Origin of the sequence: Paenibacillus sp. FSL H8-0317 (assembly GCF_045040685.1) — a bacterium.
Classification (GTDB): domain Bacteria; phylum Bacillota; class Bacilli; order Paenibacillales; family Paenibacillaceae; genus Paenibacillus.
Genome location: NZ_CP150294.1, coordinates 3,660,442 through 3,673,732, shown reverse-complemented (window position 1 = coordinate 3,673,732; position 13,291 = coordinate 3,660,442). Strand labels below are relative to the sequence as shown.

Below are 13,291 nucleotides of genomic sequence, written 5' to 3'. Positions count from 1 at the left end.
ATGAATTGGTTAAATGAACTTTATAAAATGAATAAACAGGAACCGGACAAGGAAATCGAACGTTCTTTGGTTAACGCCATCTTCCGAATATATGACCGGTTCCCCCGAATTGGCCTTAGAGAGCGGATCGGACAGCAAGAAATGTCTCTCGATATCGCCGATGCTTATATCCATGGACATAATGCCATGATTGAAGCTGGTGTCGGAATTGGTAAGTCTTTTGGATATCTGATCCCAAGTCTGCTCACGAATCAAATGTCTCAGAAACCAGTCATTATAGCTACCTCCTCCATTCAGCTCTCGGAACAGATACATAAAGATTTAAGGATCATTGGTAGTCGGTTGGGATTCTCAACGGTTCGCTCCGTGGTGGGAAAAGGCATGGGGCAGTATGCCTGCCGAAGTAGAGCAGCGGAATGGATCAGTCTTGATGATGCTAACTCCTCCGTATCTACCCTTGCACAGCGCATATTAGATTATGAAATTGATGAAAGAGCCGATATTAAAGCTGGAGTTAGTGATGCCGTATGGTCCCACGTTTCCGTGAATGATTGCAAATTTGAACGTTGTCATCACAAAAATACATGTTTGTTTTACGATATGAGATCGAAATTAAATGCAAAGGCTCACGAGATTGATTTTATTATCGTGAACCAGGACTTGCTCATACGAGATTTGATGAAGAAAAAAGAAGGAACCAAGAGCATCATCTCAGAACAGCCTGCTTTGATCGTCATTGATGAAGCGCATAATCTGGAAGCAAAAGTTCGAGATGCCAGAACACTTGAGTTCACTTATCGGGGAGTCTGCCGCATTCTGGATAACACGGTGCAGCTTCTCACGAAGCAGTCCGGCGATAAAAGTCTCTTCTCCCAATCCAAGTTCATCAAAAACTGCGCTGAGCGCATCTTCAAACAGGTAAACGCGGATCTGCTCCACCATGCCAAACAGGATAACGACCGAATCAAAGTGTCGGAGATCAAAGGAATACCGTTGAACCAGGTCTCAAACGATTTAAAGATCTCAGCCTACGCCTTTCCATTTTGACCTCACGACACGAGCGGGAGATCGATGACGCTTTTGAAGCCATCAACGGGCTTATTACCCTCATTCGTGTCTTATCTGAAATGGAGGACAACTATCTTTTATGGGCAAGCAGTCCCCTTGGAGTACCCACAATCAGCATCTGTCCCAAAGATATAAGCCAATTTCTGAAATACGCTTTATTTAATGGCAAGGTACCTGTAATCCTAACATCAGCAACGCTGTGCCAAGGCGGGGATACGCTGGAGGAACAATATTCTTATATGACGCACTCCCTTGGTTATAAGGGAGATTTCCTGGAGCGTCAACCCTCCCCTTTTGACTACACCAACCATGCCATGATGTACATTTCGAACAAAGTTCCCTATTACGACCATGACCAGCGCGAAAACTATCTTGAAGCAGCTTATAACGAAGTGGTTCAACTCTGTAATCTAACTCAGGGAAGAACAATCGTCCTTTTTTCAGCAAAAGAGGACATGAAATACATTCATAAGAAGTTGAGTTCAAGGGCTAATGAATATACATGGGCACTCCATGTTCAAAAAGAGGGTTCTTCCCAGGACAGTGTTATCGCTGAATTCAGGAAAAGCAAAGGTGTACTCCTGGGTACAGGTGTATTCTGGGAAGGCGTGAATATCGAGGGTTCTGACCTGTCACAGGTTATTATTTTCCGTCTGCCCTTCCCTGTTCCTTCGGATCCTGTTTATGAATATAAGGCATCTGTAACAGAGAATTCGTTTATGGAGGTGTTTGTACCGGATATGCTTCTGCGGTTACGCCAAGGAACTGGACGCTTGATCCGCAGTGAAACGGATCTTGGCATACTCAGCATACTTGACTCCCGTCTTAGCGCTGCTGCAAAGAAGAGTTACCGGGAACAGGTGCTGGAAACGTTGCCGTTCAAAAAAGTGACGGAGGATTTTTCGGTTGTGGAGAAATTTGTGCAAAATAAGCGGATACGACGTACGGATTAGAAATGGTACAAATCAAATCATGTAACTGTTCAAATCAAATCACATGAAAAAGCCCTTCCGCCCATCAAACGGAAGAGCCAATTTCAATGCTGGAAGTAAGATATATGCTACAATATATTCCAGAGCTACGAATCCCAAAGGAGGCATTTACATGGTTGAAAGACCAACTACAGAGGAATATGCAGTCTATTATGAAAGATACATCCAGCTTGTTCCTGAAGGGAACATCATCGAACGCTTAGAGCTGCAAGCCAACATCGTACAAACTTTGCTCTCTTCATTGACAGAGGAGCAAGCAAATTATCGTTACGTCGAAGGCAAATGGAGCGTAAAAGAGGTCATCGGCCACCTTTTGGATAACGAACGCATCATGAGCAGCCGATTGCTTCGCATTGCCAGAGGTGACAAAGCGAATCATCCCGGCTACGATCAGGACGTGCTTATGCAGACCCACCCTTTCAATACGTATACCCCCGCCGATTTGAGCGAAGAATATGCCGTCACACGCCGCTCAACCATTCTTATGCTTCGTCGCCTCACGCCGGAAGCTTGGCTCTGTAGAGGGATCGTCAGTGAGAATCCTGCTTCAGCTCGATCGATTGCATTTGTTATGGCTGGACATGAGCTCCACCATTTATCAGTACTTCGCGATCACTATTCGCTGGATGTGCAATTATAAAATTCATTTAAAAAGACTTTGAACCTTCATTTTCTGTAGGATCAAAGTCTTTTCTCATCAGTCGTTTTATCATTCAAATTATCGTTCAAAATGAATCAGATGTGCGTCCTCTCGCGAAGATAACGTGGAATAATGATTCAGAATAGGAATGTCCCCATTGAACTCAATGGGCAGGACCACATAGCTGGACTGAAAATAATCCGATCCGTTCCAGCGATCCGAAAAGTATAGGTACTCCTCTTCTGACCGCTTCAGCACAAATGCTGGTTGCGTTTGGTACGTCGTTTCATCGCCAAAATCGCTGAGCATCCCCCATGGTCCATCCATCGTATCAGCCATCGCGTATTTCCCTTGATTGGGAGCCCAACCCGTGCAAAATGAGGTTAGCATATAATACTTCCCTTTTCGTTTGAAGACAGCTGGCGCCTCCCGATACTCCCCCTGCCACAGCTTTCCGACAAGACTTTCGACATTAAGGTAATCCTCCTGCAGACGATAAATGTGCAGGTCCGCATTGTCTCTGGCAGCCGAAATAAAATAAGCCGTCCCGTCATCGTCCTGAAAGAGTGTGCAGTCACGCGACATATACCCATACGGATTAAAGCTGCCATGATAAACGAAATGGCTATCTGGAGAATCAGAGGTGGCTATGGCGCACGCGGCATCATTGTAATTGTCACCATTCTCATAGTGGACCCATGAGCATGGATTGGATTACCGCTTGAATCATTCCAGATGCCACCATTGGTTAATTGATTATTCACACCGTTACCTCTCTTCTTTTAGGAACATCGTTAATTGGTCTCCGATCCAAATACCTTCACTTCCCAAAGTCTTGGCGTGTACCAATTGTTAGGGTTGTTATGAAGTGCCGCATTTTGCATATTAATTCGTACATACCTTGCAGCAGTGCTCGATAGCGTATCTGATGTGAAACCGTAAGATGTATTATTGGTTCGATCCAATGCCACGGTCCAGTTTACGTTATCCGTACTGGTCTCTATTTTATATTTGTAATAACCTTCGGAGCCTTTTTGCATCCACCAGGAGATTTGCACATTATTTAACTGTTGAACGGAGCCGAGATCGACCTTCCACCAATGTGGCCAGGAACTGCCTGTGCCGATCCATTCGGTTTGATAGTTACCATCATTAGCAAAACTTGCCGGGTTCGTTCCGGTAGCCGTTTGGGCTGTTGCAGGTTTGCCTTGCGACAGCAGTTTTCCATTCTGAACGGGAATGACAACATCATTGTTTGTGTTGTACAGGACTTGATCAAAATAATCATAAAATGCGTAACGATCGGAGAACCAAACGGGAAGCAAACGTTCCTCCGTTGTTCCATTTTGCGTGCCTGCCCAGCCGAACATCCAGCGATATGCAACCATAACCACGTTGTTACCCGTATCTGGCTTCACCCGCATGACGGAACCCGACTGCGCCGAGAAGGTTGACGTGTTGCCAATCGTCCGTAATTCAGACCAATCGCCGTCTATGCTTGTTGCTGAAGAATACAAGGGTATGCTCGGATACCAACCTGCCGCTTGGGAAGAGAACAAGTAATAAATGCCATCTTTTTTGATCATTTTGGGCAGTTCCCTGTGTTGATTTTGGTAAATAACTGAAACTTGATGATCTACATCTAGCCAATCGGAGGTTAACTTATATAAGATGGTGTCCGAATTATTATTGGCCGTAGAGATCAGATACGCCGAATCATCATCATCTTTGAAAATGGAGATATCTCTGGACTCGTTTCCTTCCGGTCGAAAGCTTTTGTGAAATGTAAAGTCTTCTCCAGGCGTGGCTGAAGCCACGGATACTCTGGCAAGTGTATAGTCTGTACTGTTTTCATAGTGAGCCCAAAAAACGAATTTGTTCGTGGACGCATGGTATAGGATATTAATCCCCTCAAATTTAGAATTCGCCAGATCGGGATGATCCGTGTAGGAAAGAACCACTTTGTCGTTACCGTAGGTGATATCATCCGTTGATGTCTGTTGAATCATTTCACCAAAACCGCCTGATGATTTTTGTACAAAATTGAATCTGTAGTAGGTATCCCCCACTTTTAGTTCATTCGGAAGCATGAGCGTTGATTGCGTTGTATTATCAAAAGTTGTGAGGTTTTCTGGAAGAGTGTAAGGGGTATATTCTGGTGAGACAGCGGAGGCAATTAAGGAAGTTCCTCCATATGCTTTCACTTGGTATTTGTACGTGCTACCTATGTTGAGGTCATAATCGTCCGTCGTTATACCGGTTAAGGTCTGTAATAAAGTATAGGGCGCATTGTTCTCGGATCTGTACAACTCGTATGCTGTGGCTCCCGCTACAGGTGCCCAATGGATTTTGGCATTGGATACTTCGGATTCGTTCTTCAATACAAACAGTGTTGCAGCAATGTGGGTCTCTTCGCCAGCGGCAGCGTGAACGGTCTGAGCTGAGGACGTTAATTGAAGTGTTAACAACATCAATGCAATGGCGATAGCCATCCACGATTTACCTTTGATCATGTCTCATCATCTCCTTTTTTAGAAGACCAACCTTCCTGTTGCCGGAAGGCTGGTTCAGGTGAAACTAGACTTTATTTCAAATTCATCAGTGTCATTACATCCGTCTCGCTGGCTTGGTTGTACCATTCGTTAACTTCTTCGATCACGGTGTCTCCGCCTTTTTCATGCCACTGTTTCACAAAGGTATCAAATGCTTCAAGCGGCTCATTGCCATATATGATTTTGGTGAACGTCTCTTGTTCCATCGTGGTCAACTGTTCCCACACATTTTGCATCGTTGGCGTTGGTGGACCGTTAAACTCATTTGGCAGTAAAACATCTCTGTTTTCATACGAAATCCGATATCCGTCCTGCGTCGTTTGATCCTTCGAGGCGCTCTGAATGAGGACACCCGTGTCGGCTTTAACTCCACTCGCCAGATCGTAGTAGGATTGGCCGGGACCATCAACACTCGGTGTATTTTTGGTAAATGCCATTTTCCCAACGCCTTGCACGGCCTCTAATGGCGTATTAAATTTCGTTGGATCGAAAGTGACTTCCTCTTTGACGATATCGTAATCGTATCCCTGAGCGTAGCCGTATTTGAATTCTCCGGTGCTGAACGCTGCGTCGTACATTTTATCGTAGTACAGGAAGAAAGCTTCCATGTTCTGAAAGTCCTTGTTAAACATGAACACACCATCGTTCAATTGTGCGGACTGATAGGTCTTATCGCCGTTCACGCCTTGAATGGTCGGGTAAGCACTAATTTTCGCACCATTCACATTTTTCTCCACGTCTTTCACACTGTCGTAAAGCCACGGACGACCAATGATGATGCCTGCTTTCCCCTCCGTGAAATCGGATAGTGCGTCCCAGGCGCCTTGAGTAGCCAATTCTTTGTTCAAATACCCTTTTGCATACCAATCGCGCAACTTGGCCAGTGCCTCTTTGTTGCCATCAGCCACAGATCCATAGGTGAGTTTGCCGTTGTCGTTATGCCATTGTCTGGGAAGGTGCTTGCCCGTGTATGCGCTGAAAATCATGACCGGATCGCTAACCCAGCCCGTATTGTAGGAATCTTTACCCGAAAATGTAAAACCATATGTGTCTTTCTTGCCGTTCCCGTCCGGGTCCTCATTGGTGAACGCCGCGATGACTTGCTCAAACTCTTCAATCGTTGTTGGCGCTTTCAAATTCAATCTGTCCAACCAGTCCTGGCGGATCAACATGACTTCGCCTTCCGTCAGATTGGGTGCGATTGCCATCCCGTAAACCTTACCTTCTCTAACCACTGGATTGAAGGTTGTTGGGTATTGTTTGTATATGTCTTTAATCCGGTCAGGCATGTAGGTTGAGATGTCTTCTGTAATCTCCTTGACCTGTCCCGAATCGATCAGATCATTGACCAGCATGGTGTCATAGACGGGCAGAACATCGGGTAGTTTCTCTGAACCCGTCAGTGCCAGCCGCAGCTTGGTGTTATATTGTGAAGCATCACCTCCCAGCAGGGTGGTTTGTATTTTGATACCCAGATTTTGTTCGCCCCAGCGGGTCAATACATTGTCATTCAACGTCTCACCGTTGATGTACTTTCCAGCATTTTCATCCTGTTGTTTGGCGATGGTGATCGTAAACGGTGGATCATATTTTCCGTCCTTAAGCACCGATGCCGGTGCGGTCTCGGAAGCACTCTCCCCTTTGCTACAACCAGCCACAAGAATAGCCGACAGCATAACCATACTTACCATTTTCCATAAATCAGTTCTTTTCTTCATGGAAAGATGCCCCCTTCACTCAAGCTCAATTTGTTTTCTATATAAGTTCAACTAATTGCATATTTACACTGGCACTCCGATGACAGAACAACCTTCCGATCGCTGTTATCCCCAGAATTTTTGATTCACTTTTACAAAGGTGAAATTCTGGTAATAGCGTATGCTTCCGATGCAGCTTTCTTTCAGAAAGCTTTTAGGCGAACGCTCCGCTTCTTCAGGCTTTTTCTGTCCTCTCCGTTATCGTGTAAATTTCAGTTGAACTTATAGTAATCCAATTTTTCGTCATCCTAACTATTCTTTTACGGCTCCTAGTACAATACCCTTCACGAAATATCGTTGTAAAAAAGGATAGACCAAAATGATCGGCAGCGTACTGACAAAAATTTGAGCTGCCTTGATACTTTGCTCCGACATTGCCGCCACCTCGGACTGGCTCATCGCCATATTTTGCATATTGCTCTGCACGACAACAGTCTGTAAGAACGAAGCCAGCGGATACTTACTCGCATCCGACATGTACAAAATCCCGTCAAACCAGGAATTCCAGTGCCCCACCATAATGAACAAGGATACGGTCGCTATGCCAGGCAGAGATAACGGCAAATATATTTTGCTGAGGATCACGAAAAAGGACGCTCCGTCAATGAATGCTGCTTCTTCCAAGGCTTTTGGAATGGTTTTGAAGAAATTAACGAGAAGAATCAGATTATACGCACCGAAAGCTCCCGGAAGCACAAGTGCCCAGATGGTGTCCTTTAATCCAAGGGCCGTTATCAAAATGTAAGAAGGGATCAATCCTCCTGAGAAGAGCATGGTGAATATAAAAAACCACATGAGCATGTTGCGGCCCCGGAATTCCTTGGACAGGGCATAACCTGCACAGATCAGGATGAACATGCTGATGCAAGTACCCAGAACCGTTCGAATGATGGATGTCAGCATGGCACCGTTGAAGTTGGAATTGTTGAACGTTTTGATATAGGCATCCACATTGAACCCGACCGGCCAAAATGACACCATATTACCGCTTATGGCGGCTTTACTGCTTAGCGATTGTGCCAATAGATGAAGTAGTGGAAGAAAACACGCCAGACCAGCCAGTATCATGAACGCGTAATTAAAATAGGAGAATACTCTATAACCTGTCGTCTTATGGTACATGATCCCTCTCCCTCCTTGTTAGAATATTTTGTAATTGGCGTATTTATAGGCCAGCCTGTAAGAGACAACGATCAAGATCAAACTAATCCCCGATTTGAACAGTCCTACAGCTGTCCCGAAGCCGTATTGCCCGTTTAACAAGGATGAACGGTAAACATAGGTGTCAATAATATCTCCCGTACTGTAGACAAGCGGATTGTACAGATTGAAGACCTGATCAAAACCCGCGTCCAGAATATTTCCCAGACTCAATGTAGAAATGACGATGATCATGGGCAACATGCTAGGCAAAGTGACGTATCGAATTTGCTGCCGGCGTGTGGCACCATCGATCTCGGCCGCTTCGTAATAGGAAGGATTAATTCCCGCAATGGTCGCCAGATAAACAATCATGCCGAAACCAAAGCTCTTCCACACATCGCTGACCACAACCGTGAATCGAAACAGATCAGGATCACCCAAGAAGTAAATGGGATCGTTGCCGAAAACCTTTGTTAAGATGTGGTTGATTCCCCCGTCTAATCCAAGAATATCAATCATCAACCCCGCGACCGTAACCCAAGATAAGAAATGTGGCAGATACACCAGCGTCTGTACACTTTTCTTAATGCCCATATTTCGGATCTCACTCAGCAGGATAGCCATGACTATTGGAACGATAATACCAACGATAATTTTAGAAACGGCGATAATTAACGTATTAACGATCGCTTGTGTGGCTTCTTTGTACTGGAAAATTCGTTCGAAATTATCTAACCCGATCCACCGTGAACCTGTGATGCCCAGCCATGGTTTGTAGTCCTGGAATGCCATGAGCAAACCTACCATCGGGCCATAAGAAAAGATGCAGACAAACACAAATGCGGGAATACACAGTACGTACAAAGGCCAGCTTTTCTTGATTTCCTTTTTGAATGAAGTTCGCCGGGGAATCTTTGGTTGTGTTTTTTTTGCAGATCCGACGGGCACAGTTTCGTTAATGTTGCATACCTCCTCTATGTTGGCTCTTCGAAAGTAATCCTCGCAATTAAGCTTAACAAAAGCGCTTTCACTCCAAAATGCCAAAATTTCAAGATCATCACCTCATCCTGAATCAATTTTAAAACGCTTTCATTTATAGCAGATGCTGCCCTTCCGCTTTTCGAAGGTTTGGCTTATATTAAAGTTAATCCGATAGGAATTTATACTTCTACGCCTTGCGATATGAAAGGAAACTCATATGATCCGAAAAATGTATATGAAGCGATTCTTCTATTTTTTTGTTTTTTTTCTGCTGCTGACGTTGAGTTTGTTTTTCGTGATGAACCGATTGAGCTCCAAGACACTTGAGGAGAATCTGATCGGTGCTTCCAAAAACCAGCTTGATTATGTGAAAGGCATTCTTGACGGGATTATATACGAGGCTAATATGTACGGGGTTCAGTATGCGGCAGACAGTGATGTCCGGTTTTATCAGAGGCATGTTATCGAGCTGAGCAATTACGATTCCCAAATGAAGAAAAACGATATCGTTGATCGCTTGCGGCAAACGCTCCTATCCAGTCGATCGATTGAATCGATCGGCATTTACTGGAAGTCTGAAGAAACATTTCTGTCCACCAACAGTACGCCTGAGGCGAGACTTCCGTTCAAGGATGTTCATCAACGGGGATGGCAAATCGTCGGCAATAGCTTGTATTACTTCGCCCTCTATCCTTACATCCAAAAATCTGGGGAAAATGAACCGACTCAGTACGTCGTTGGTGTAAAGCTGAATACCGATTATTTGAAAAATCTGCTGAAAAAGGCTGTGAACAACGATAGCTCAAATGCTTTTTTTTGGTTTAATTCCCATCAGTTATGGAGTGAGAAAGAAGTCGATAACGATCTGTTGAAAGCGGTTACTGAAATACTTTCTCCACAGCCGGAGATCACTTTGAAATATGATTATCACACCAATTCAGACGACTATTATGTTCTTTCCCGATATATTGAATCAATCGACGCCTACCTGATTACATATACACAGACAAATGATTTTCTGCAACCGATTGACCGCAACCGTAAAGTTTTTTTTGCCAGCATTTTAGCCGTTTTCACGCTTGGTCTGGTTGTGATCTTTACGTTTTACCGGAACTATTACCGTAATATTCGTTTGTTGGAGCGGAAGTTTTCACAGGTTGAACAAGGCAATCACAATACACGTATAACCGAAAATACGGATAGAGAGTTTTACAGCCTGTTCAGAAGTTTTAATCATATGGTTACTGAGATCCAGGATCTGTTCGTATCCTTGAAGACTGAAACGGAACTAAGACGAAGTGCGGAACTTCAACAACTGCAAGCTCAGATCAATCCTCATTTTTTGTACAACAGTTTGTTTTTCATTATGTCGGTGGCTCAATTTTCACCTGATTCTGTCATGCGCATGAGCAAACATCTGGCTGAATATTATCGTTATTTAACCAAGTTGGACCGGCATGAAGTCACGCTGGAAAGCGAGCTTCAGTTTGCGGAACATTTCCTGATTATTATGGCTCTTAGCAAAAAAATGGAGTACAGCATTGATCTGCCGTCGGAATTGTCCTCCCTTCCCCTAATGCCGCTGATCATCCAGCCAGTGGTTGAAAATGCGATTCAACATGGCATTGAAGGACAACAAGGTGCCCATCGGGTGACGATTGATGTAAAACAGATAGAGACTGCGATAACGATCAAGGTCTCCGATGACGGCAAAGGTCTTTCACTGGATGATATCCGCAGCCTGGAAGCTCGGCTTGAGAGTGATACCCCGCCTGAAGGAATTAAAGGCGTAGGGCTCTGGAATGTAAATCAACGTCTGAAAAATACGTACGGCGAACGTAGCGGGTTACATTTTACTACTAGTGATTGGGGCGGCTTGTCCGTCCTGTTGCTCATCAGCATTCCCGAGGTGAAAGGAGATAACTAATGCGATTATTAATTGTGGATGACGGACATTATGTCGTTGAATATATGAAGCATTTACTCGATTGGAACACCTTTGGCATTGATCAGATCGAGACGATGACCAATTCGATTGAAGCTCGAGACATGTTGACTCAAAATCATATCGATATTCTAATCACTGACATCCGAATGCCTGAGGTGTCGGGTATTGATCTGCTTCAACATGTCCACCAACATAGCTTGCCTACCAAAGTGATCATCCTTTCCGGCTACTCTGAGTTCGAATACGCGCAACAAGGAATTCGTTTAGGTGCGCTCGACTATTTACTCAAACCTGTAGACAAAGATGATGTGGAGAAAGCCATGTCCAAAGCCATCAACCATATTACAAAGATACGGCCCTCTCAATCTGTCGCATGGGAGAACTTCAATGGCTTGGGGTATCTGCTTTCACTTCTTGGTCATAACGAGACATTAAGGAAGGAATATGATTCGTATACTGAATTTTTAGGGGAACGCCGTTTTTGCTGCTTCAAGCTGGAGGGTTTCACACAGGAACATGAGGATGTTATAAAACACGCTGTCGGAGACAAATTGGATCGTCTCGTGTGGGCTGCCGGAACGTGGCTGTTCGGTCTGGTTCCGGAAGAAGCTGCTGCAGAACTGACCATCAAACTGGAGCAATCGATCGCGTCTCCTCCCTTTTCATTGACTGATCGAAACGTGACCCGACAGATGTTCTACAGGTTCTTTCTTAATGAGGACGTACACTTAGAAGACTTCAATGGCATATTCAACCATTCTCCGTCATGCGGTGATTGGGAGTCGGCCGGAAATATCATTAAAAAATATGATCAAATCCATCTCCATAAGCAAAAAATAATCTTTCTCATGGAGACCATTCTATATGTATATCTGACGGACAAGGATCGCGATCCCTCTGAAACCGTGGAGTGGATATTCAACCAGTTACGACATCCTGATGAACTAGCTTCAACTCTCATGGATCGGGTCAGTCAAATCAGAAACAACAAACAGATGTCCATTCAAACCATCGTTGACAAAGTACAAACGTATATCGAAGAGCATCTGTCACATGGCCTTAGCCTGGATGAACTGGGGAAAGTTGCACATCTCCATCCCGTCTACTTTTCCAAACTGTTTAAACAGGAGACAGGAGAAAATGTGTCAAACTACATTTCCAGGAAGAGGTTGGAGAAGGCTTCTCAATTGCTTCAAGATTCGGAACTCCGTGTAGCCGATATAGCGCAGATGGTTGGTTACCGAAAAAATCAATATTTTATCCAGTTGTTCAAAGTGGAATACGGAGTTACGCCCTACCAGTACCGGAGAAATATGATCCATCAATGAGAGCGAATAAATAACTTCATCAAATTGATATAAATCGGGTTGACCATGTAGCCATTCGGACTTACGGAATATCTCTTACCCGTGTCCAACCGTCGTATTTGTTCCATTTCCTTCTCATTCAACTGAAAGTCGAATATTTCGTTATTCTCTTTTATCCTTTGAGGATTCGATGATTTGGGGATGACAATAATTCCGCGTTGCAGATGCCAGCGCAAAATGACTTGCGCAACCGACTTCTGATGGCAAAGGGCAATTGACGCTAGCTCCGGATGCTCCAACAGCGCTTTGCTTCCCTGTCCCAACGGTCCCCAAGCCTCATGCAGAATCCGATGCCGAACCATATAATCATGCAATTCATGTTGCGGAAATTCCGGATGGGTCTCGATCTGATTTACCATCGGCGAAATCCGGGAATGCTTCTTCAGATACTCCAGATGCCGGATCTCGAAATTGGCTACACCTATAACTTTGATTTTACCTGCGTCGTATAACTCTTCCATCGCCTTCCAGGCATTCACGTATTGAGGACCGGCAAAATGAATCAAATACATGTCGAGATATGTTACGTTCAGCTTCTGGCAAGTCTGCTCGAACGCCTTTTTCGTCGCACGGTACCCCAGGTCTGTCGTCCATACCTTGGAGGTAATGAAGAACTCCTCCCTGGGAATGCCGCTGTTTTGGATGACCCGACCTAGCGCCGCTTCATTACCGTAAATTTTGGCCGTATCGAAATGGCGATAACCCATTCGAATAGCCTCCTCGACTGTCCTCTCGAAGGTCCCCCCGTCTTTGATCTTATATAGGCCGAACCCTAGTTGAGGAATGCCCACTCCGTTTGCCGCTGCGACTGTCTGATTCATTCGCAACTCCCCCTCCCCGTGT

At 44.7% G+C, this 13,291-nt stretch carries 11 protein-coding genes; 5 read left to right on the top strand and 6 right to left on the bottom strand.

All coding sequences use genetic code 11. The features are described 5' to 3' along the window. From MHB43_RS16395 to MHB43_RS16385, 3 genes are all read left to right on the top strand, one after another. Window positions 1-1,047 (top strand): DEAD/DEAH box helicase, encoded by a 1,047-nt coding sequence (locus tag MHB43_RS16395; RefSeq protein WP_405117541.1) that lies wholly within the window; start codon window positions 1-3, stop codon window positions 1,045-1,047. After that, on the top strand, window positions 1,044-2,021 hold the full coding sequence (locus MHB43_RS16390) for an ATP-dependent DNA helicase (RefSeq protein WP_405117540.1): 978 nt from the start codon (window positions 1,044-1,046) through the stop codon (window positions 2,019-2,021). The genes MHB43_RS16395 and MHB43_RS16390 overlap by 4 nt, the downstream gene beginning before the upstream one ends. 151 nt (window positions 2,022-2,172) lie before the next feature. Continuing rightward, window positions 2,173-2,700 carry a DinB family protein gene (locus MHB43_RS16385; RefSeq protein WP_405117539.1) on the top strand — a complete coding sequence of 176 codons (528 nt, stop codon included), beginning with the start codon at window positions 2,173-2,175 and terminating at the stop codon, window positions 2,698-2,700. Between the two features lie 78 nt (window positions 2,701-2,778). On the opposite strand, the gene MHB43_RS16380 is transcribed toward MHB43_RS16385, so the two are convergent. The 5 genes from MHB43_RS16380 to MHB43_RS16360 all read right to left on the bottom strand — a co-directional run bounded on the left by MHB43_RS16380 (window position 2,779) and on the right by MHB43_RS16360 (window position 9,034). After that, window positions 2,779-3,351, bottom strand: coding sequence for a family 43 glycosylhydrolase (locus MHB43_RS16380; protein WP_405132437.1), 573 nt, complete (start codon window positions 3,349-3,351; stop codon window positions 2,779-2,781). Between the two features lie 143 nt (window positions 3,352-3,494). After that, window positions 3,495-5,213 (bottom strand): discoidin domain-containing protein, encoded by a 1,719-nt coding sequence (locus tag MHB43_RS16375; RefSeq protein ID WP_405117538.1) that lies wholly within the window; start codon window positions 5,211-5,213, stop codon window positions 3,495-3,497. A gap of 71 nt (window positions 5,214-5,284) precedes the next feature. Then, window positions 5,285-6,970, bottom strand: coding sequence for a hypothetical protein (locus tag MHB43_RS16370; protein WP_405117537.1), 1,686 nt, complete (start codon window positions 6,968-6,970; stop codon window positions 5,285-5,287). A 291-nt stretch (window positions 6,971-7,261) separates the two neighbouring features. Continuing rightward, complete coding sequence (locus MHB43_RS16365) at window positions 7,262-8,131, bottom strand: carbohydrate ABC transporter permease (protein WP_062325227.1); 870 nt, start codon at window positions 8,129-8,131, stop codon at window positions 7,262-7,264. 18 nt (window positions 8,132-8,149) lie between these two features. After that, window positions 8,150-9,034 carry an ABC transporter permease subunit gene (locus tag MHB43_RS16360; protein ID WP_338708955.1) on the bottom strand — a complete coding sequence of 295 codons (885 nt, stop codon included), beginning with the start codon at window positions 9,032-9,034 and terminating at the stop codon, window positions 8,150-8,152. 316 nt (window positions 9,035-9,350) lie between these two features. Here MHB43_RS16360 and MHB43_RS16355 point away from each other — a divergent pair, with 316 nt between their 5' ends. Together MHB43_RS16355 and MHB43_RS16350 are read left to right on the top strand one after the other, a co-directional pair. Next, window positions 9,351-11,060 (top strand): sensor histidine kinase, encoded by a 1,710-nt coding sequence (locus MHB43_RS16355; protein WP_405117536.1) that lies wholly within the window; start codon window positions 9,351-9,353, stop codon window positions 11,058-11,060. Beyond that, window positions 11,060-12,409: a response regulator gene (locus MHB43_RS16350; protein WP_339185238.1), complete on the top strand. Its 1,350-nt coding sequence runs from the start codon at window positions 11,060-11,062 to the stop codon at window positions 12,407-12,409. The genes MHB43_RS16355 and MHB43_RS16350 overlap by 1 nt, the downstream gene beginning before the upstream one ends. Here the strand turns inward: MHB43_RS16350 and MHB43_RS16345 are convergent. Next, the gene (locus tag MHB43_RS16345) at window positions 12,403-13,269 is read right to left on the bottom strand and encodes an aldo/keto reductase (RefSeq protein ID WP_405117535.1); all 867 of its coding nucleotides are present in this window, start codon (window positions 13,267-13,269) and stop codon (window positions 12,403-12,405) included. The two genes, MHB43_RS16350 and MHB43_RS16345, sit on opposite strands and share 7 nt — an antisense overlap. Window positions 13,270-13,291 lie beyond the last annotated feature (22 nt).